Here is a 20,562-nt window from a genome sequence, read left to right on the forward strand (position 1 = left end):
ACCCACTCGAATTCGAGGCCGCACCGCGGTTCGGCCTCGAATTCGAGTGGGTCAACGACGAGTCCCTGTGCCTCGGGGCCACGCACACCTCCGTGCTGGAGGGCTACGACGCGCTGCTGGTGCGCAGCCGCAGCTACACGCGGGGCGGACTGATCGCCACCCTGGCCGAGGCGAGTGGCACCTCGGTCCTCAATTCCGCCGCCGCGATCCACGCGTGTGAGAACAAGCTGGTGCTGCGGGCCGTACTGCGCGCGGCCGGGATTCCCGTGCCGGACTTCCGGCTCGCGCTGTCCCGCAAGGATTTCGAGAGGGCTCTCGACGAACTGAGCGCGCCCGTGGTGCTCAAGCCCGTCTACGGGGGCATGGGCAAGCGCGTCACCCTGGTTCGTGACACCGATCTGGCGCATTCCGTCTACGACTACGTCGAGGACCTCGGTCACGCCTTCGAGCAGGCGTGCCTGGTCGAGCCGTATCTCGGCGGCGGATCGATCCGCTGTCTGGTGATCGGCCGGGAGATCGTGGCCGCCGCCGAGTTCAAGAGCGCGGGCGCCGACTGGCGCAGCAACGCGGCTCTGGGCAACCAGAGCCGGTCCCTGGCCCACGACCCCGAGATCCAGAAGGCCGTGGACGGGGTCGTGGACCGACTCGGCGCCGGCATCTACGGCGTCGACCTCTTCAGGACTCCGGCCGGCTTCGTCGTCAACGAGGTCAACCACGCGCCCGCCTGGCGTGGTGTGGCGTCGACGACGGACACGGACATCTCGGCGGCCGTCATCGGTTATGTGCGGGAGACACTCGGATGATACGTGTGGGAATTGTCGGCGCCTCCGGGTTCGCCGGCGGCGAACTCATCCGGCTGGTGAACCAGCACCCCGATCTTGAACTGACCTTCCTGGGCGGCAACTCCAGCGCGGGCCGGCGCCCGGCCGAGCTGCACCCGGGGCTCCGTCTCGATCTCGGCCTCACCGTCGAGCCCGTCGAGGCCGGCCGTGTGGCCGAGCGGTGCGATGTGGTGTTCCTCGCCACGCCCGCCCCGGTGTCCGCCCGGCTCGCCGCGGAGCTCGCCGACCGCGTGGCGTGTGTGATCGACCTGAGCGGTGCCTTCCGTATCCGCGGACGGGCGCTGCACGAGCGGTGGTACGCGAAGGCCGACCGGTCCGAGGAGCTCGCCGACCGCTTCGTCTACGGTGTACCGGAACTCGTCGGTGACGCTCTCAAGGACGCCTCGCTGATCTCGGTGCCGGGCTGCTACGCGACCGCCATCACCCTGGGGCTGGCTCCCCTGGTGCTGGAGCTCGGCCTGAACCTCAAGACCGTTCTGGTGGACGGGAAGAGCGGCTCCAGCGGAGGCGGTATCCAGCTGCGCACCGCCGATCTGCACCCGCTGCGCAACGGCGCGATCGCGCCGTACGCGCCGACCGGGCACCGGCACGCCGCCGAGGTCGGTGACTTCATGGAGCGGAGCAAGCCGGGCACCATCGGATCGCTGACCATGTCGGCGTACGGCGTCTCCCATGTACGCGGACTGCTCGCCAGTTGCTATGTGTTCACCGACGACCCGGTGGACCTGCGCGAGCTGCAACGGGCATATCTCCGGTTCTACAAGAAGCACCACTTCGTACGGGTGCGCCGTAACAACGAGACCCTGATCCCCATGCCTGATCCTCAGGCCACGCTCGGATCCAACTACTGCGACGTGACCGTGCTGCACGACCCGGACGGGGGCCGCGTCGTCGTCCTGGCCGCACTGGACAACTTGATCAAGGGCGCGGCCGGCCAGGCCGTGCAGGCCCTCAACAAGCGCTACGGGCTCCCCGAGGAGAGGGGCCTGACGATGCAGCCGGTGATGCCGGCATGAGCGGAGAGCCGACCGTACAGGCACCCATCGTGGTGAAGCTCGGCGGGAGCTGCCTGGACGACCTCGCCGGCACGTGGTGGGACGATCTCGCACGGCACGGGGAGAAGCAGCCGCTCGTCCTCGTGCACGGCTGGTCCAAGCCGCTCAGAAAGCTCAGCCCCCGCTACAGCGAGCCCTCGGCGCTCCTGCGCGACCGGTACGGCAACCAGAGCCGATGGACCACACCCGAGGTCATCGACGACATCAAGACCGTCAGTGCCGAGCTGGGCGAGGAGGTCCTCGCACGGCTGGAGCGACGCGGCATCACGGCCGAGCGGCTCCTCGGCAGTGCGGGTCTGGTCAGCGCGGGCGAGGGTGAGCGCTGGTGGTGGCAGGGCAAGCAGCTCGTCGAGCTCGACAATCTCGTCGGCCCGATCACGGCGGTGGATCCGTCGCCGTTGAAGAACCTCTCGCCCGGTCACGCCCACCTCGTCACACCGCTGGCCAGGAACGCGGCCGGCCAAGAGGTGAACACGGACGCCGACCGGGCCGCCGCCGCCATCGCCGGATCGGTCGGCGCGTCCGATCTGATTCTCGTCACCGATGTCGCGCATCTGCTCATCGACGGCAGACCGGTACGCGAGATCACGGCCGACGCGGCCGCGGAGTTCCGCGACAAGGGCGCCACCGGCGGGATGCGCAAGAAGCTCCGAGCCGCCGGTGAGGCACTGGAACGGGGTGTGGAGAGAGTCGTCATCGGCAGCGCTCCCGTCACCGATCTGTTGGCGGCGCGCACCGGCACCGTCATCACGCGAAACTGAGGAGCACCGTGACGAAATCCCGTGTACTGGTTGTCAACAACGGAACTCTGTCGCTGAAGCAACTCCGCAAACGTTTCGAGGAGTTGGGCTCGGACACGGACGCCGTCGACGCGCGGTCCGTGCCCGCCCGGCTCGACGGCAGGTACCAGGCGATCGTCCTGAGCGGTACGAAGGTGCGGGCTTTCGACCGCGCGTACTACAAGCCGCTTCTCGACCTGATCGGCAGCAGCGACGTCCCGGTCTTCGGCATCTGCGGCGGGATGCAGATCCTCGCGGTCTCGGCCGGTGCCCATCTGTCGGAGGGACCGCAGCGGGTCGGCGGCTTCGAGGTCCAGGTGGACAAGGAGGAGCCGCTGTTCAGCTATGTGAAGCCGAGGGTGACGGTCTTCCACCGGCACACCCTCTATCTCCGGGAAGCCCCGGAGGGTTTTCGTTCCATCGGCCGCTCCGAGCACGCGCCCGTGGAGTTTCTGCGGTCCGACGACGGGCGGATATTCGGCGCGCAAGCGCATCTGGAGTTCCGCAGTGACGGTTTGGAGATCCTGCGCGGCTTCGCGCAGCTCTACCAGTGACGGGCCCGGTCCCGTCGCGGCAGCCCCGCACCCACCCTCTCCTCGTCTCACTCACCGAAGGACTTGGCAATGACTGTTCTGGAAGGCTCGCAGGAACCGGCGTTCAGCGTTCACCTCAACGGCAGCGGCGGCACTCTGAAGGGCTGGGTGGTCGTCGACACGCTCGTCGACGGTCTGGCCATGGGCGGCACCCGTATGACCACCGGCGTCACCGAGGAGGAGGTACGCGGCCTGGCCCGGGGCATGACCGAGAAGATGACCCTGGTGGGCCTGCCCATCGGCGGCGCCAAGGCCGGCATCGTCTCCGACGGCGGCGACCGTGAGGAGACCTTCCGCACGTTCGGAAGGACCGTCAAGCCGCTGCTCCACGGCGGCATCCACCTCGGCATCGACATGGGTGTCACTCCCGCCGACCGTGCGATCTTCTTCGACGAAGCGGGCTACGACCCCCGGTACCGTCCGCACGCCATCGACATGCCCATCGACTGGCGTACCTACTACGAGCCGCTCATCGACTGCACCGGACACGGTGTGGGTGTGGCCGCGGTGACCGCCTGGGAGGCCGGTGACCGCAAGGGATCGGCACGGGTCGTCGTACAGGGCTTCGGTGCCGTGGGCCGGGCGGTCGCGCGGTTCCTGGAGGAGCGGGGACACCGTGTCGTGGGCGTCGCCGATGTGAAGGGCACCATCAGCAGCCCGGACGGTCTCCCGGTGGACGACCTCGTCGCCATCACCGATGTGTTCGGACAGATCGACCGGTCCCGGCTGCCGCAGAGCGTCACCGTCTCCGGCGCGCCGGACGCCTGGCTCGGTGTCGACGCCGACCTGCTGATCCTCGCGGCGCAGAAGGACGCGCTCAACGCCGAGAACGTCCACCAGCTGCGCGCCAAGCTCGTGGTGGAGGGCGGCAACCTGACCTCCAGCGCCGAGGCCAAGGAGAAGGTGGCGGCCTCCGGCTCCACACTGATCCCGGACGTGGTCGCCAACGTCGGTGGCGCGGCGGCGGCCGGCCTGGCGGTCACCAGGACCGTGCCCTTCGACCTGGAAGCCGGCCGGCGCAAGGAGTGGGTGTTCGACTGGGTCGGCGACCGTGTGCGTGACAACACCCGGGATCTGCTGGAGATCGCCTCGGCCACCGCCGGCGACCCGCTGCCGGAGCTGCTCGCGGCGCGCTGGAGGACCCACCGATGACCACGGCGACGGCCACGCACCCGGGCCTGACGACAGCTTCACCGGACGACCGTGCCCTTGAGTACCGCCGGCGCGGCTGGTGGCGGGACGAGACCTTCCTCGACGACCTGGGCCGTCAGGCCCGCGAGCGGCCCCACAAGCTCGCCATCGCCGGACGCCGACTGCACGAGGCCCGCACGGACACCCTGGACTATTCCGAGCTGGCGCGGCTGACGGACCGCTTCGCCGGAGCCCTGCTCGAACTGGGCGTCCAGCCGGGGGACTTCGTCGCGGTTCAGCTCCCCAACCGGTGGGAGATGGTGCCGCTGATGTTCGCCTGCATACGTGTGGGCGCCGTCATCTGCCCCATCGCTCCCGTCTGCCGCGAGAACGATCTGCGCCACCGCCTCACGCTCACCGAGGCGAAGGTGTGCGTCACCGTGGACGAGTGGGACGGGTATCCCCTCGCGAAGACACTCGTCGCTCTGCGGGCCGAACTCCCCGTCGAGCACGTCGTGGTGGTCGGCGGCCATGCCCCCGACGGCGCCGTCGACTTCCACGACCACTTCGTGGCCGTCCCCTGGGAGGAGCGGCACGCGGCGGACCTGACCGGCCGCGAGCTCGCACCCGACGATCCGTTCGTCGTGCTGTTCACCTCGGGGACGACCGGCGACTCCAAGGGGGTGCTGCACAGCCAGAACACCATCCACTCGGCCGTGCGCGGCTATGTGGACACCTTCCTGCTGGGCGACGACCTCGTCGCCGCGGTCACCACTCCGCTGATTCACTACTCCGGTTTCGGACAGGGCGTCCTGGCCGGTGTGATGCTCGGCGGCACCATCGTCTTCCAGGACTTCCAGGACAACGCCGGTCTGCCCGATCTGATCGCGCGTTACGGCGCCACGCTGCTCTACGGGCCTCCGCCCACCCTCACCGAGGTCGCCCAGTCCCAGCGTGCCGAACCACGGGACATGTCGACCCTGCGTCATGTGGTCACGGGCGCCGCGCCGGTGCTCCAGCAGCTGGTGGACGAGTTGCGGGAGACCCTCGACGCCCACACCTATTCGCTGTGGGGGATGTCGGAGTTCGGACCCGTCACCATCACACGTCTCGACTACGACCAGGACTGGGCGGCCCACAGCCACGGGCGTCCGATCGACTCGATGGAGATCCGCATCGACGACTGCCACGACCCCGACCTGCGGGCCCCGGTGGGCCGGCTCCGGGTGCGCGGCGCGTCGCAGGCGCTCGGCTACTACAAGCGCATGGACGCGTTCGCCGCCGAGCTGAACGCGGACGGCTGGTTCGACACCGGCGATGTCGCACGGGAGGACGGGCGTGGCGGCATCCGTCTCCTGGGCCGTGCCAAGGACGCCATCCTGCGCGACGGCGTCGTCGTCCCCATGGCTGAGCTGGAGGCCGTCATCTCCCGCCATCCGAAGGTGACCGAGGCCGCCGTCGTCGGCCCCACCGGCCTGCTCGACGACCTCATTCTCGCCGTGGTCGTGCCGCGGGGCGACACACCGCCGACGCTGGAGGAGGTCCGCTCCCATCTGGCGGACGCGGGCCAGGACGCCCGCTTCTGGCCCGAGCGGCTGGAAATCGTCGAGGCGCTGCCCAAGACCCTCACCGGCAAGATCCGGAAGGTCGAACTGCGGGAGCGGTACGCCGGGGGGTGACCCGCGCCTTCAGCGCTTCCTCGGCTTTCCCGGCTTTCCCGCCCTCACCCGGTGCGGCGCGGCAGAGCGCCGTGTCCGCCGCCATCTCATCCGTTGGAGGGACCATGCCCGATCTCGCGCCGGTGGCCATGTCGGCCACGCTCGCCGCCGATGAGGCGCTGACCCGCCGCCGTCTCGCCGGGGAGCAGGTCCTGTCCCTGGCCAGTGGCGAGATCGGTCTGCCGGTGCTGCCGGCGCTGAGGGAGCGGCTCGCCGCGGCGGCGGACCGCAACGCCTACGGTTCCGTGTCCGGGAATCCGGCACTGCGTACGGCGGCGGCCGGGTACTGGGGGCGGCGGGGTCTGGCCGTCGACCCCGGTCTGGTGGTCTGCGGACCGGGAAGCAAGCCGCTTCTCTTCGCCCTGATGCTGGCTGTCGGAGGCGACGTGGTGGTGCCGGTGCCGAGCTGGGTCAGTTACAGCGCGCAGGCCGACCTGGCCGGTGTGCGGTCCGTACCGGTCACCACTCGGCCCGGCGAGGGCGGGGTGCCCGATCCCGCGGCGCTCCGCGACGCGGTGGTCCTGGCCCGGGCCCGTGGACGGAACCCTCGGTGTGTGGTGGTCACCGTGCCCGACAACCCGACCGGCACCATCGCCTCACCCGACACCGTACGGCGCCTCGCGCAGACGGCCAGGGAGCTGGATCTTGTCATCGTCTCCGACGAGATCTACTGCGATCTGGTCTTCGACCCGGCGGGCAGGGCCGTCTCCCCGGCCGTCTTCGCGCCGGAGCGGACGGTGGTCACCACCGGACTGACCAAGAACCTCGCCCTCGGCGGCTGGCGGATGGGCATCGCCCGCCTGCCCGACAGCGCCCTGGGCCGCGAGGTGCACACACGGCTGGTCGGCATCGCCAGCCAGATCTGGTCGAGCACCGCGGCGCCGGTGCAGGCCGCCGCCGCCTACGCCCTGGAGGAGCCGCCCGAGGTCGTCGCCCACATCACCGCGAGCCGGCGTCTGCATGAAGTGGTGGTCCGCGCGGTGGCCCGGCAGTTCGCCGCCGTCGGCGCGGAGCTGTCGCCGGTGCGCGCCACGTGTTATCTCTACCCGGACTTCGAGCCCCTCCGGGACCGTCTCGCCCGCGTCCACGGCGTGCGGGGCAGCGAAGGGCTGGCCGCCCTGCTCTCGGCGCGGTACGGGGTGGGAGTGCTGCCGGGCACGGTTTTCGGCGAGCACGAACGGCCGCTGCGGATCCGGGCCGCCACCGGCCGGCTGTACGGCGAGAGCGAAGCCGAGCGTACCGCCGCGCTGACAGCCGCCGATCCGCTCCGGCTGCCGTGGATCAGCGCGTCCCTGAACCGTATCGCCGAGGTCCTCGACGACCTCACCGGTTGGCGCCCCGCCCCTCCCCCACCGGGCGGCCGGGCCTGATCGCGCTCCGTCCGCGCGCGTCATCGATCCGGGTTCGGCGCGGACTCCGAACCCGAACAACCAGCAGGAGGTCACTGACAGCCATGTCCATCATCTTCGAGTGCGAGTACAAGGGCCGGCGATACGCGGGGCTGGGCATTCCGGCCGACGGCGACACGCATACGCTGTACGCGGTGGAGGACGGACAGCTTCGCGCCGCCCTCCTCGCCGGAGGTGGCCCGGAGGCGACGGTGGCGGCCGTCACCGGCACCGCCGAGACCGCTTCCGTGACCATCGGCGACCCCGAGCTGCGCTACCTTCCCCCGCTGCTGCCCACGGCCACCAACAACTCCCTGATCAACGGCTTCATGGGAACGCACCGTTCCAAGTTCGACCGTGCCCCGGAGCCCGACGAGGAGTTCACACCGCCGAACTACTACATCAAGGGCTTCGGATCCTGGCTGCGCATGCCGGACGAGCCGCTGATCACCCCCGCGGATCCCATCTGGCTGCTGGAGGAGCCGGAGGTCGTGCTGGTCTACGTCAACGACGACGACGGCGACCCGCACTACGCCGGCTACAGCTTCGGCAACGACCTGAACGACATCGGGCTGCACCTGAAGAACCCGTGGGCGTGGACTCCGTACGCCAAGCTGTGTGAGACGTCCATGACGCCGTGGCTCTTCCTCGACGAGCCACCGCAGACGGTGACGGGACGCGTCACCATCGAACGGGACGGGGCCAAGGCCTGGGAGGGCGACTTCTCCTGCGGCGCCGACTCCATCTTCCACCGGTTCAAGGACATGGCGGACCATCTGTTCTCCTACCCGGCCATGCGCGCTCCCGGACTGGTCAACTACCTGTTCCTGGGCGCCGACAAGGCCAGCTACCACGACGGGTTCCGGATCGAGGACGGTGACCGCCTGGTCCTCGACGTGTCCAGTCACGGCACCGTGCTGTCCAATGTCGTCCGCTACGGCCGTCAGGCCGCCTCGGTCGTCACCGGAACGCCCACGTCGTAGGACGCCGCCGACGCCACGCCGGAGGGCTGCCCTTCACCGCGCACCGCGTCGAGGTAGCCGTTGATGGCGTCGTGACTGCGGATCAGACACCGGATGCGGTCGGCCATGCGGTCACGCTCACGCTCCAGGGTGGCGATCGTCTCCGGTGTCGCGCCGGAGACATGAATGGCCCGGGGGTTGTTGATGCACGGAAGGACCTGCTTGATGATCCGCGTCGGCAGGCCGGCTTCGAGCAAGCCCCTGATCTGGAGGACCCGGTCCACACAGCCCTCGGGGTAGTCACGGTATCCGTTCGAGGACCGGTCGGGCACCAGCAGTCCCTGCTCTTCGTAGTAGCGCAGCAGCCTGCGAGGTGTTCCTGTGCGCTCGGAGAGCTCACCAATCCGCATGTGACCCACTTCATCTCGCATCCACTTGACATTCACATCTATGTGAGGGTTCCAGGATACAGTCATGTCAACGTCACAGACAGAGGTATTCAACACCTCCCCTCCCGCAGACAACCGCAAGTTGCCGATGTCACCGCTTCTGGCTCTGGCGACGGCAGCCTTCATGGGAATTCTGACCGAGGCGCTTCCCGCCGGTGTTCTTCCCGAAATGGCCCATGACCTCTCGGTCAGCGAGTCCGCCATGGGCCAGGCGCTCACCATCTACGCCATCGCCACGGGCATCTCGGCCATTCCGCTGTCCGTGACCACGGCCGCGTGGCGGCGCAAGAGGCTGCTGCTGCTGGCCGTGACCATGTTCGCGATCGCCAACACCGTCACGGCCTTGTCGTCCAGCTACGCCCTGACCATGGCGTTCCGTCTTCTCGCCGGTGTCGCGGCGGCAGCGGTGTGGGCGGAACTCGTCGGCTACGCACGGCGCTTGGCACCTCCACATCTGCAGGGCCGAGCCATCGCCATCACCATGGCCGGCGTCCCGCTCGCCCTGTCCCTTGGCATCCCCGTCGGAACCTTCCTCGGCGGACTGTTCGGCTGGCGCCTGACGTTCGGCCTCGTGGCCGTGATCTCCGTGGTGCTGCTGGCGTGGATCTTCATCACGGTCCCCGACGCCCCCGGACAGCGACCGGGAGCACGTGAGCCGATCCTGAAGGCCCTGGCGCTTCCCGGGGTCGTGGCGGTGCTGTTCGTGGTCGCCGCCTACGTACTGGCCCACAACATCCTCTACACCTACATCGCCACCTTCCTGGACGCGAACGACATGGGCGAGGCCCGTGACGTGGTGCTGCTCGTCTTCGGTGTGGCCTCCGTGGTGAGCATCCTGATCACCGGCGCCGTGGTCGACCGCAAGCTGCGGCAACTGACCATCATCAGCAGCGCGTTGTTCCTCATCGCCGCGGTCCTGCTGGCCCTACTGGCCGGCAACGTCATCGTGGTGTACGGCGCGATGGTGCTGTGGGGCCTGGGCTGGGGAGGCGTCACCACCCTACTGCAGACCGCGGTCACCGACGCCGGAGGCGACCGGGGGCAGGCGCTGCTGGTCACCACATGGAACTCCTTCATGGCCGGCGGCGGGGCTGTCGGCGGCATCCTCCTCGGCGGCCTCGGCCCCACGTCCTTCCCGTGGAGTGTTCTCGCGCTCATGGCTCCTGTGCTGCTCGTCGTGGTCCTGGCCCGCAAGCACGCCTTCCCCGCCAAGCGGCCCGGAGCGGTCTAGGGTCTTTCGTCGGGCGTCGAGCCCGGCGAGATCCGAACAAGACGAAGTCCCCCCTGCACCCCGTGCGCCTGGCTGCCCCTTGGATCAGCTCAAGGGGAGCTCAGGGGATCCCGTCCGATCGATTGGATCGGGCGGGATCCCGGCATCTCACCCGCCAGTCGTCGGCACGTACGAGATCTCACTCCTCGACGCCGTCCACACCGCCGTCCTCCTCACCGTCGCCCTCGGCACCGTCCTCGGTGTCGTCCTCACCGTCGTCCTCGACTGACGCCGCGTCAGCTCTGAGCTCGGCCTCCGCGATGAGGCTCCTGCCCCGGTGGGCACATGTGTCGAGCATGCCGAGGACGGGCAGCACGGCGATGTTGGGCATCACATGGCCCAGCAGCACCGACACCCGCTGCGGAAGATCCTCGTAGTCGGCCAGCACCTGCGACATCTGCTGAAGTCCCGCGAAGGAGCCCACGAACAGCTCGGCGGTGCCGACGAGGTCGACGTGCGTCAGCAGTTCACCTCGCCGCTGGGCCTCCTGGAGGATCCCGAGGTTGAACTCGACCCAGTTGCGGAAAGCACTGTCCCGGTTGAGGTCACCCGCCTGCTGATCAAGGCTGAGGCGGACGCTGGCGCGCACCAGGGTGTCCGTCCGCAGCCGCTCGGCGAGGATCATGCCGGAGTCCACTATCTCCTGGAGCTTGATGCGCTGCGGGACGAGGGCCGGCTCGGCGTCCTGCTGCTGTGCCTCCAGGATGACCTGGGCCAGCTCCTCCTTCCCGCTGAAATGGAAGTACAGAGCCCCCTTGGTCGTGCCGGCCGCCGCCGCGATCTCGCTGATGGTGGTCGCCTGGTAGCCCAAACGATCGAAGACCGTTGCAGCCGCTTCCAGAAGCTTCTGCCGCGTACGCACCGATCGATCTTGTTTTGCCACCTTGCTCCTCGCCTGGTGCCGCTGATGCCGTGCTCTTTAAAAACCGAACAGTATGAATCCAGTGGCGCATCATACTCACGGACCGTCACGTTGGCGCGGTCACTGTCAGGTCTGCTTGCCCCGGCAAGGCCGGTCCGCTGCTGATGAGCGCTACACTATGGCGTCCACCTGCAACAATCCATTCAGCGTAGAAGTGAAGCAGGTCACCCAGCGGTACATTGCGAACCATACTTCGGCGTACGTATCTTGTCGGCGCTGGCCCACATGGAGGTAGCCAGTCACACAAGGGGGGTGTGCATCGTGCTGTATACGACTGCCCTGGCCGAGGGCGTGACAACCACCGTGCCCATGGAGTTGATGCATCGGACGCGCCGACAAGATGTCGTACCCACGGGGTGGGTACGCGTAGCTGAGAACCGGTTTCTCGTCAGGGGGACATGGCCCGAGGATCACAGCTTCTTCATGCCGAGAGACGGCTTACATGACGTGCTGCTGCTGGTGGAGTCCATGCGGCAGAGCACGATACTGATCGGTCATGGCGCGTACGACGTGCCCATGGATCACCACTTCCTGATGTGGGGACTGGACTTCACCAGTCACCCGGAACATCTGGGCCTGGACGGGACCCGCGACGTCGAGATGGAGGTGGCCTTCTCCGAGACGACACAGCGCGCGGGCAGGCTGTCCGGGATGCACAGCCATGTCACGGTCCGCCGGGGCGGCCGGACGGCGGGCACCGGGGTCAGCCGCATCAAACTGCTGAGCGCGCGAACCTACGCACGGATACGGGGCGACCTCCTGCGGGCGACCCACACGGCCGCGCCGGGAGCCGGCGCACCGTCACACACGGTGGGGCGCACCCGGCCCGAGGACGTCCTCCTCATCCCCACCTCTCGAAGCGACCGGTGGCAGCTCCGTGTCGACACCGGTCACAGCACTCTCTACCAGGGGCGCAAGGACCATGTCCCGGGAATGGTCCTCATCGAGGCCGCCAGGCAGGCCGCCCACGCCGTGATGGGCCCCGCGGCACTGCGTCCCCGCCAGGGGCGGAACGCGTTCAGCAGGTACGCCGAGTTCCGGAGCCCGCTGTGGATCGAGGCGAGTCCCGGACCGCGGGAGAACACGGTCACGGTGACCGGACATCAGGAAGGAGAGGAGGTCTTCTCGTCGTCGGTCACGGGAAGCGGTTACGGCGCGGGAAGTCGACCCTGATCACTTGACGCATGGTTGTGCGGGCCGCCCGCTCAACGGACGGCCCGCACGTCAACTGCGCCTCCGCTCCGCCCTGTCAGGCCGATTTCGCGAACCGGCGGTCAGCTCTCCGCGTGCAGCAGTACAGGGAGCCGGCGGTGGCCGTTCGAGATGAACGACGGCAGGAGTTCGAGGCGTTCCGTCGGCTCCGCGAGTCTGAGGCCGGGGAATCGCCGGAAGAGGGCTTCGAGCGCGACCACGGCCTCCAGCCCGGCCAGTGGCGCGCCGAGGCAGTGGTGCACTCCGAAACCGAAGGCGATGTGATCACGACGCGTCACGCGGGTGAGGTCGAATTCCGCGGCGTCGCCGCCGTGGACTTCGGGGTCCCGGCCGGCGCCGGCGAGCGAGACGAGTATGGCGTCCCCCTTGGCGATCAGGACATCGTCGATCTCGATGTCCTCGACCGCGTAGCGCATGGGGACATGGAAGCCGGACGGTTCGTACCGCAGCGTTTCTTCTATGACGTCGTCCCAGGTCGCCCCTCCGTCACGGATGAGGGCGAGCTGATCGGGATGTTTGAGAAGGCTGTGAACGGCGTGGTCGAGAAGGTTCACCGTCGTCTCGTATCCCGCGGAGATGACCAGAAGTAAGGTATCGATCAGCTCCTGTTGGGTGAGCCCCTCGTCGACCTGCTCGTCACGGACGGCTATCAAGTAGGTGATCAGATCATCACCTGGGGTGGCACGCCTGATGTCGATCAGTTCGTTGAGGGCGGAGTAGAGATCCCTGACGTTGTTTTCGACCGTCGGCGCCGAGACCGCGGTGAGGAACGTGAGGTCGATCGTTTCCCGCAGCCGCTCACGGGCTTCGAGCGGAATGCCGAGAAATTCGCAGATCACCTGCACGGGAAGGGTGGCGGCGAAACGTTCCCGCATATCGATCACCGTGCCTCTCGGAACGGAGTCGAGTTGATCGAGCAATGACTCGGTGATTTCCAGGATCCGGGGTCTCAGTGTGCCGATGTTACGCGCGGTGAACGCTTTGGTGACGAGTCTTCGCAGGCGCTTGTGATCGTCCCCGTACGCGGTGATCATGCTGCGGACGGAGACCCAGAGCGAGAGCGGCCAGGTGGCGGGGATCTCGCCGTTGATCCAGGCCGGCCAGTGCTGCTCCGCGTCCTTCGACACCCGGGGGTCGGTCAGCAACTGCTTGATGGTCCCCTGGCTGGTGACGGACCAGGCGAAGACGCCGCCAGGCAGCATGACAGGGGTTACCGGGCCCTGGCGGCGTATGCGCGCTATCTCGGCGTGCGGGTCATTTCCATTGATGTCGAGCTGAATGAGATCAGGCAAAAAGGGCGCAGGTTTGGCGTTCACTGTGTGAGCCTCTCCGGGATTTGTTTCTTCGCGGCTGGAGTGCTCACACAGTCTGCATCCTTCACATGACGGACACAGACCCATATTCCAGAATATGGACGCCTTTATTATTGTTTATATGAATGCATCATTCCGCATTTTCGGGCTCCGCGAACCGCTTGTGCGAATGGGCCGGCTCAGCCCGATCCGATCTGGAACCCGACACCGCGGACGGTGAGGATCCAGTCGTTCGACCCGAGCTTGTGGCGCAGGCTGCAGACATGTGTGTCCAGGGTCCGCCGGGACCAGGAGCCGGCCCAGACCTCCTGCATGAGCTGCTCGCGAGGGATGATGTCCCCGGGGTTCGAGACCAGCAGGTAGAGCAGGTTGAACTCCTTGGGCGTCAGGTCGAGCAGCCGCCCGCCCAGGGTGACCTTGCGCGACTCCGTGTCGATCCGCAGAGCGCCGTGGGACGCGACACCACCGGCGGACAGGGCGGACTGGGGCTTGAGGCGCCGCATGACCGCCTCCATACGGGCCATCAGCTCCCGGAACCCGTAGGGCTTCACCAGGTAGTCGTCCGCACCGGCCTGCAGACCGAGCACACGGTCCAGCTCACTGCCACGGGCGGTGACCGCGATCACCGGTATGTCGTCGACCCGGCGGATGGTTCTGCAGACCTCCAGGCCGTCCAGATCGGGGAGGTCCAGATCGAGAAGCAGCAGATCGGCTTCCTTGTAGGCGCGCAGAGCGCCGCTTCCCGTTTCCGCGCTCGCGACCCTGTGGCCCTGCCGCTGCAATCCCCGTATCAGGGGGTCCGCCTCCTCGGGGTCGCTCTCCACCACCAGAACCCGCCAACCCCTCGGTGCCTCGGAGGTCTGCGCCGTCGGTGCCTCGGAACCTGCCTGTCTCAGCTGCTGGAAGTGTCTTCCACGCCTCGCGGGAACACGGTGCGCGCGCAGGCTTGTATTGCCAGCCATGGCTTCCTTTCCCCCTTGTATGGATCCCCATGCGACCGACGGATAGATTTTAAAACCATGAAGGATGTTTTTGTCAAATAATCCCCGGGGATTCTTATTTACCTTTTACGCCGCTTTGCACCACCTAGATTCAGACAATTGGCATATTACTCGCCGGAAGATGTTCGATCCGATGCGGCAAGTCATTCGAACTAAAGGCACTTGTGGTGCATATCGGTCTTCGAGGTGGCGCCAAATCATTCTCGTAGGTACTCATATTTCATGTTGCCGCCATCATCGATGGATGACCCCGAATCGCGTGCCACCCACCGGTCCGGGGGCAAGCAGGAACGTTCCGTCCTTACCCGGAAGGCGCTCATCCGCTCGGCCGCTGAACAGTTCGAGAGGAATGGTTATGAAAAGACACGTTTGAGCGAGGTGAGTTACGGAGCCGGCGTGACAAGCGGAGCTCTGCACTTCCACTTCCACAGCAAGCCGGAACTCGCCAACGCCGTCGAGACCGCCGCCGTCCGCAGCCTGTACCACGCGGCGTGGCAGGGCCGGCAGGCACAGACCAGCGCCTTGCAAACCCTGATCGATGTTTCTCACGTCCTCGCCCGAGTGCTGCACCAGGATGTGGTCGCGCGGGCCGGTTTCCGGCTCAACTGCGACGCCTCCGAACGCACGTGCCTGAGCCTGCGTCAAGGGTGGCAGGGCTGCATCCAGCAAGCGCTGGCACGAGCCGCCGACGAGGAGGCCCTTGTCGAAGGGGCGTCTCCGGAGCGGCTGGCGCGGGTGGTGATGGCGGCGACAACGGGCGGCGAGGTTCTCGCCAGGGAGAACAGGGAGTGGCTGTCACGCCCGACGATCACGGGGCTGTGGCAACTCGTACTGCCACAGGCGGTCGCACCACGCGCCCTGGCCGAACTGCGTCTCGACGGCACGGACGAGGTACTGCGCCGGGCCGATACCGTCCCGCCGCCCTAGCGGCTGTCCGGCGGTGGGCCCGTCGGCCGGTGGGGGCGGGCCTCGGCGCAGGGCACGCAGGTGCTCGCCGCCGGGCGCGCCTCCAGGCGCTCCGCCGGGATCGGCCCGCCGCACACCCCGCACCTCCCGTAGTCGCCTCGCTCCAGCCGCTCCAGGGCCCGGTCCAGATCGGCCAGCCGCTCCTCGGCCCGTGCCAGCAGGGCGGCGACATGCGCCCGCTCGAAGGCGGTGCTGGATCCCTCCGGGTCGTGCTCGTCGTCGACCGCCACGAGCGCGTTCGCCTCGACGATCTGGGCGAAGTCGCGGCTCAGAAAGGCGATCTCCGCGATGGTGCCGGCGCGTTCGGCCGCCAGCCGCCGGTGGGCGGCCTCACGCCCCGTCGCGGGAAAAGCGGCATCACCGAAGGAATCGCCCATCCACGTGACAACGCCGTCACCCGGCCTCGCATTCCGCGGCCGGCCGGCGGCCGTGCGGGACGGACCCGGGCCCGGCGGTCGCCAGCGGCTTCGCGTAGCAGCGGCTGAGCTCGTCGAAACGGTAGAGGCCGAACTTGGCGCAGAGCTCGTAGCCGCTGGACATGTAGAGGGAGATGGCCTCCGGCTGCTTGGTGCCGGTCTCCAGGACCATCCGGGTACGCCCCGCGGCGCGGGCGTCGTCCTCCAGGGCGGCGAGCACCCGCCGGGACAGGCCGCGTCCGCGCGCCTCGGGGATCACGTACATGCGCTTGATCTCCGCGTCGCCGTCCGCGTACCCGTCGTCGTTCCGGTCCTGGCCGCGCCAGCCGCCGGTGGCGACCGGGACACCGTGGTCGTCGTAGACGATCAGGTAGAGGCCCCGCGGCGGCTCGAACATGGCAGGATCGAGGGGCGTGATGTCACCCTCGTCGCCGTACCGGTCGGCGTACTCGAGCTGCACACGGTCGTTGAGCCGGACGGCGTCGGGGTGATCGAAGGAGACGGTACGGATATTCATGCCCTATATCGTACTTCTATGCGATTTCACGGCCGTCACCGGCCGGCACATGAAGCGTCCCCTCCCCGGCGACGCCGATGCCGGGGAAGGGACGCGGTCGTACTCCACGAGCCCCTCGCGGGAAACCGCGGGAAGGACGCGCGCCGGGCCGGTGTGTCAGCGGCCGGCCGCGGCCCCCGCGCGCGCCGCGGAAGGCTCGTCGACCTTCGAGCGGGCGGTCGTCCCGCCGTTCTTCGTCACCCGGGTCGCCACGAGCGCGCCGCAGTTGGAACCGTAGGTCCACGTCTGCTGGTTGGAGATGCCACCGGCCCAGTCCACGCACAGCCCCCGCGCGTAGGCGTACACCGGTCCCGCGTACGCACGGTAGTTGTCCCCGTCGACGTCCGCCTCGCCGGTCGCCGGCACCCCGACGTAGGAGAACATGTACACCGGCGATCCGCTGGTCCTGCGGATCGTCACCACACAGTTCTTGCCGTTGCCGGAGTGGTACGTGAGGTACACCGTGCCCTGCTTGCCGATGTCCGCCCAGTTCACCACCGTGTAGCCGCTGCCGCAGACACCGTTGTACGCGGCCTGTGCCGGGGCGGCGGCCGGCGCGGCGGCGGCCGGCTGTGCCATGGCCGTGCCGGTGCTTCCCGCGGCGAGCGCGGCCAAGGCCACCACCACCGCCGCACGACGTGATTTCCGCATGTCTTTCCCCCTGTACTTCCGTGGATGCTTCTGCATCTCACCGGGTACGACCCGTGGATCACGGACACCGTTGTACGGAAGCACGGCCTCTTCTTACGGCTCGCGACGGGACGGCGCGCCGTCCCGATGCGAGCGCCGGCCGCCCCGGTTCAGGCCGGCCCGACCGGTCGGACGAAGCTGCCGGCCGAGCGCGACAGCGGGCCGTACTCCGGGTCGACATGGTCGACCGCGTTGCGGACGCTGTCCCGGTACCACTCCTCCGGAGCGTTGTCGATCAAGTGGCGTACGAGCCGCTCCTGCCGCGCGTCGGCGGTGGCCGGGTCCACTTGCTGGATCAGTACACGGCCGGTCCCGTACGCCTCCCGGAAGGCGTCGCGCACCACGGACACGGCACCCGAGCCGGAGACGACCTTGCCCGGCCGGTTGACATGCCAGCGCAGCAGGGCGGTCACCGCCCGCTCGCTGGTGAAGACCTCGCCGAAGTCCGCCACCGTGCCGTCGTCACGGAACGGGCCGGCGTCGGCCGGGCCCGCCTCGGTCTGAAAGGCCCTGCCGAGCAGGGTCTCCAGGCGCAGCAGGGTGAAGCGGTACTGGGCGTGGCGGAAGTACGCGGAGCCGCGCAGTGCCATGGTGAAGCGGAAGAGGCCGCGCCAGCTGCGGAACCAGTCCAGCAGATACCGGTCGGGGTCGGCCGTGCCGCCCTCGGAGGGCATGAAGACCAGTGCTCGGCCGGGGCGCACCACACCGAGCGCGTCGTGCAGGCCGTGCATCCTGAGCCGTCCGGTGAACTTGGCCTGGGCGGAGGCACCGCTGTCCTGGGGCCAGGGCCAGGGCTCGGCGGGCTCGATGCCGAACCGGCCGATGGTGCGGTGGTAGTCCTCCGGATAGAGGTGCTTGTAGTAGCCGAGCAGGGCGGGCAGCTCACCGGCCGCGTCGGCGGCGAGCGTCCAGTGGCAGAGTCCGATGGAGAACCGGGCCACGTCCCAGCAGTTGTGCACGTCGAAGTTGCTGTACACCTCCACATGGGCGATGGCGGCGACCGCGCGGTACTGGGAGGGCTCGACGGGCAGCCCCGGCGGCAGCGGCGGACGGTCGGGGTCGGCGCAGCGGACGGCGGTCACCTTGGCCGAGGGCCACAGGGTCGGGTAGTCCTTGCTCGGGAGCAGCACCGGGCCGCCGGAGCCGGAGGAGGTCCACTGCCCGAGCGCGAGGGGCTGTTCCCCGGTCGGGCCGAACTCCACCGGTACGGGGCCGCCGCTCTCGACGGCGTCGTGCCAGTGACGGCGCATGCTGTCGGTGGCGCAGACCAGCAGGCTCTGGTCCTGTACGTCGTCGTAGCGCCAGACGTCGTCGTGGACGACTTCGCCGAGTCCCGCGGAGGAGTGCCGGTACGCCTTGACGCGCAGCGGGTTCAGTGGCCGGGTCAGCGCCGGTTCGTCGACCTTGGCGAGGTCGACCCAGATGCTGAGCACAGCGGCGGTCTGCTCGTCCAGAACACCGTTGACCGGTCCGAAGTGACGGCGGTCGGCCGGGACGACCTCGTAGCCTTCGGCCGGTGCCGGCCGGACGGGCACGTACATCCGCGGGGACTGGGCCTCGATCTGGAACTCCCGCAGGGCCACGGCCGTGCGGGGGCCGAAGCTGCCGTCGGGAGTGCCGGTCGTGAAGCCCAGTGCGTCGAGGTCGAGTTGCAGTCTGCGCACGGGTCCGGGGCCGGACGTTTCCCCGCCGGGTGCCGCGGGGTCCACGGCGCCGATCGCCAGCTCGGCGCCGCCCCACCGGTGCAGCGGGCTGGGTTCGGTCGGCCAGTCGCCGATTCTCCAGCCGCCCTCCCCCTCCAGCCCGGTGGTCAGAAAGGCCGTGAGGCGCTCGGAGATGGCGGTGAGCATGGCCGCGCCCCACGGGCTTGCGAGTTCGTGGTAGAGCTGCGCCTGGAGCTGGGAGGGAAGGTCCCCTCCGGGGAAGGGCGCGGTCGGTGGTACGACCAGCGGGTCGATTTCGGGAAACGCGCGCCGGGCGGTGGCGTGGTGGGACGACTTCGACAGCCGCACGGTGAGCAGGGTCGATCCGATGGCGCTCTTGAGCAGCGACCGGATCCGGTCCCCCGCGTCGGGCGCCAGCCTCACCCCCGATGTCGGGTTGTCCTTGTCGACGGGCTCATGAGGGATCTCGGGCGAGGCACGCTGGACGAAGAGATGGAATCTGTTGTCGACATGTGGATGGGCGCGGTCGTCGGGCCGGTCGTTGAGGCCGTAGTAGGCGGCGAGCAGGTCCGCGATCGGGGTGCTGGTGTCTCTGCGCAGTCTGCCGAACTCCGGCATGAGGACCATGGCGTCGATGTCGCCCAGCAGGTCGTCGATGTCGCAGCGCGCGGCTCCTTCCGCCAGCCAGGCCCGGGGCCCGGCCTCCAGGGAAGCCTCGTCCATGGGTTCGGTGAAGACCGGATCGGTGACGGGCCGGCCGGCGGCCACCGCCGCGAGCCGGGCCTTGATCCGCCGGTCGTTGAACGCGATCCACCAGGACGCCAGATCCCCCATCCAGCTGAGCAGGCCGGTCACATCGGCCAGGAACAGGCCGGCCACATGGGAGAGAGTGCTCAGCCCGTTGAGCCGGCGGTCGGCCAGAACCCAGATGTGGGACACGTCGACCGGTGACCGGTCCCGTCCGCCGACCAGGACCGGTCCGGTCCTGAACAACTGGTCGAGCAGATCCTGCGGATAGCGGTCGGTGGTCATCGGGCTGTCGCGCAGACGTGGATCGGTGTCGAGCACCCTGTCGAACAGCGAGTTGCCCACCCGCTGCCCGTAGTAGAGCAGGCGCAGCCGCTGGACCGTCGTATGGGGGAACCGCTCCTGCCCGGGAACGGCCGGATCGATCTCGGCGCGCCGCAGCAGCGCCAGATAGGTGTCCAGGTCGAGGGTGTATCCCTTGTGTTCGCCCTTGTGCCGGCCGTTGTGGCCGCAGCGCAGGGCTGTCGGCCCGTAGGGCCAGCGCCTGGCGGGTTCGGGGCGTCCGATCCGTGCCGTCGCCGCGAGCAGGTCGTCGAGGTTGGCTGTCATGGGGCGTCCTCCTGCCGGACGGTGTGCTCCAGTACGTCGAAACGGACTCCGCTCGAACCCTCGCCCGAGCCGGGGCCCCTGGTCCGCCCCAGCCACAGGACGGTGGAGCCGCCGAGCCAGCGCGCAAGCTGCCAGCGCCCGCACCAGGATCCTCGACCCGGACCGCCCGATGGACGTACCCCACGAGGAGATCACCGCACCCGGAGACCGTGTCACCCGGCGCTCGCAGCTAGCGCGCTGCCCCCCCGGCTCCACCGTCCTGTGGCTGGGCCGGCCCAG

At 68.6% G+C, this 20,562-nt stretch carries 19 protein-coding genes; 11 read left to right on the forward strand and 8 right to left on the reverse strand.

Annotated features, from left to right (window positions below; translation table 11 throughout):
- The 8 genes from BFF77_RS23915 to BFF77_RS23950 form a co-directional block, all read left to right on the forward strand.
- Nucleotides 1–803: ATP-grasp domain-containing protein (locus tag BFF77_RS23915; protein WP_066953273.1), on the forward strand; the 803-nt coding region annotated here is incomplete at its 5' end.
- Complete coding sequence (gene argC / locus BFF77_RS23920) at nucleotides 800–1,858, forward strand: N-acetyl-gamma-glutamyl-phosphate reductase (RefSeq protein ID WP_066953276.1); 1,059 nt, start codon at nucleotides 800–802, stop codon at nucleotides 1,856–1,858. The genes BFF77_RS23915 and argC, both read left to right, overlap by 4 nt.
- A complete protein-coding gene (locus tag BFF77_RS23925) occupies nucleotides 1,855–2,658 on the forward strand; it encodes an amino acid kinase family protein (RefSeq protein WP_066953278.1) in 804 nt (267 codons plus the stop codon). The genes argC and BFF77_RS23925 overlap by 4 nt, the downstream gene beginning before the upstream one ends.
- An 8-nt stretch (nucleotides 2,659–2,666) precedes the next feature.
- Nucleotides 2,667–3,230, forward strand: coding sequence for a type 1 glutamine amidotransferase (locus BFF77_RS23930; RefSeq protein WP_066953280.1), 564 nt, complete (start codon nucleotides 2,667–2,669; stop codon nucleotides 3,228–3,230).
- Between the two features lie 69 nt (nucleotides 3,231–3,299).
- On the forward strand, nucleotides 3,300–4,421 hold the full coding sequence (locus tag BFF77_RS23935) for a Glu/Leu/Phe/Val dehydrogenase dimerization domain-containing protein (RefSeq protein WP_079125434.1): 1,122 nt from the start codon (nucleotides 3,300–3,302) through the stop codon (nucleotides 4,419–4,421).
- Complete coding sequence (locus tag BFF77_RS23940; RefSeq protein WP_066953282.1) at nucleotides 4,418–6,079, forward strand: AMP-binding protein; 1,662 nt, start codon at nucleotides 4,418–4,420, stop codon at nucleotides 6,077–6,079. Before BFF77_RS23935 ends, BFF77_RS23940 begins: the two co-directional genes overlap by 4 nt.
- Before the next feature lie 104 nt (nucleotides 6,080–6,183).
- Nucleotides 6,184–7,488 (forward strand): pyridoxal phosphate-dependent aminotransferase, encoded by a 1,305-nt coding sequence (locus BFF77_RS23945; protein WP_066953284.1) that lies wholly within the window; start codon nucleotides 6,184–6,186, stop codon nucleotides 7,486–7,488.
- 83 nt (nucleotides 7,489–7,571) lie between these two features.
- Nucleotides 7,572–8,489, forward strand: coding sequence for a fumarylacetoacetate (FAA) hydrolase (locus tag BFF77_RS23950; protein ID WP_066953286.1), 918 nt, complete (start codon nucleotides 7,572–7,574; stop codon nucleotides 8,487–8,489).
- Here the strand turns inward: BFF77_RS23950 and BFF77_RS23955 are convergent.
- Complete coding sequence (locus BFF77_RS23955; RefSeq protein ID WP_066953288.1) at nucleotides 8,450–8,878, reverse strand: MerR family transcriptional regulator; 429 nt, start codon at nucleotides 8,876–8,878, stop codon at nucleotides 8,450–8,452. The two genes, BFF77_RS23950 and BFF77_RS23955, sit on opposite strands and share 40 nt — an antisense overlap.
- A gap of 127 nt (nucleotides 8,879–9,005) precedes the next feature.
- Between BFF77_RS23955 and BFF77_RS23960 the strand changes: the two genes are divergently transcribed.
- Nucleotides 9,006–10,148, forward strand: a complete 1,143-nt coding sequence (locus BFF77_RS23960) for an MFS transporter (RefSeq protein WP_342671259.1) — start codon at nucleotides 9,006–9,008, stop codon at nucleotides 10,146–10,148.
- Between the two features lie 178 nt (nucleotides 10,149–10,326).
- On the opposite strand, the gene BFF77_RS23965 is transcribed toward BFF77_RS23960, so the two are convergent.
- On the reverse strand, nucleotides 10,327–11,049 hold the full coding sequence (locus tag BFF77_RS23965) for a ScbR family autoregulator-binding transcription factor (protein WP_245703675.1): 723 nt from the start codon (nucleotides 11,047–11,049) through the stop codon (nucleotides 10,327–10,329).
- A 369-nt stretch (nucleotides 11,050–11,418) separates the two neighbouring features.
- Between BFF77_RS23965 and BFF77_RS23970 the strand changes: the two genes are divergently transcribed.
- Complete coding sequence (locus tag BFF77_RS23970) at nucleotides 11,419–12,282, forward strand: ScbA/BarX family gamma-butyrolactone biosynthesis protein (RefSeq protein ID WP_066953307.1); 864 nt, start codon at nucleotides 11,419–11,421, stop codon at nucleotides 12,280–12,282.
- 101 nt (nucleotides 12,283–12,383) lie between these two features.
- Here the strand turns inward: BFF77_RS23970 and BFF77_RS23975 are convergent, their stop codons facing one another.
- Together BFF77_RS23975 and BFF77_RS23980 are read right to left on the reverse strand one after the other, a co-directional pair.
- Nucleotides 12,384–13,721 (reverse strand): cytochrome P450 family protein, encoded by a 1,338-nt coding sequence (locus tag BFF77_RS23975; RefSeq protein ID WP_079125437.1) that lies wholly within the window; start codon nucleotides 13,719–13,721, stop codon nucleotides 12,384–12,386.
- A gap of 92 nt (nucleotides 13,722–13,813) precedes the next feature.
- A complete protein-coding gene (locus BFF77_RS23980; RefSeq protein ID WP_079125438.1) occupies nucleotides 13,814–14,596 on the reverse strand; it encodes a response regulator transcription factor in 783 nt (260 codons plus the stop codon).
- Between the two features lie 279 nt (nucleotides 14,597–14,875).
- Between BFF77_RS23980 and BFF77_RS23985 the strand changes: the two genes are divergently transcribed.
- On the forward strand, nucleotides 14,876–15,562 hold the full coding sequence (locus BFF77_RS23985; protein WP_066953295.1) for a ScbR family autoregulator-binding transcription factor: 687 nt from the start codon (nucleotides 14,876–14,878) through the stop codon (nucleotides 15,560–15,562).
- Here BFF77_RS23985 and BFF77_RS23990 read toward each other — a convergent pair.
- The 4 genes from BFF77_RS23990 to BFF77_RS24005 all read right to left on the reverse strand — a co-directional run bounded on the left by BFF77_RS23990 (nucleotide 15,559) and on the right by BFF77_RS24005 (nucleotide 20,283).
- Entirely contained in the window at nucleotides 15,559–15,978 is a 420-nt protein-coding gene (locus BFF77_RS23990) for a TraR/DksA family transcriptional regulator (RefSeq protein ID WP_066953297.1), read from the reverse strand. The two genes, BFF77_RS23985 and BFF77_RS23990, sit on opposite strands and share 4 nt — an antisense overlap.
- 16 nt (nucleotides 15,979–15,994) lie before the next feature.
- Nucleotides 15,995–16,534, reverse strand: coding sequence for a GNAT family N-acetyltransferase (locus tag BFF77_RS23995; RefSeq protein WP_066953299.1), 540 nt, complete (start codon nucleotides 16,532–16,534; stop codon nucleotides 15,995–15,997).
- Between the two features lie 156 nt (nucleotides 16,535–16,690).
- Nucleotides 16,691–17,224, reverse strand: coding sequence for a spore-associated protein A (locus BFF77_RS24000; RefSeq protein WP_425424422.1), 534 nt, complete (start codon nucleotides 17,222–17,224; stop codon nucleotides 16,691–16,693).
- Between the two features lie 149 nt (nucleotides 17,225–17,373).
- Nucleotides 17,374–20,283: a peptidoglycan-binding domain-containing protein gene (locus BFF77_RS24005; RefSeq protein WP_066953303.1), complete on the reverse strand. Its 2,910-nt coding sequence runs from the start codon at nucleotides 20,281–20,283 to the stop codon at nucleotides 17,374–17,376.
- Nucleotides 20,284–20,562: the final 279 nt, after the last annotated feature.

This window comes from Streptomyces lushanensis (assembly GCF_001700515.1).
GTDB lineage: Bacteria > Actinomycetota > Actinomycetes > Streptomycetales > Streptomycetaceae > Streptomyces > Streptomyces lushanensis.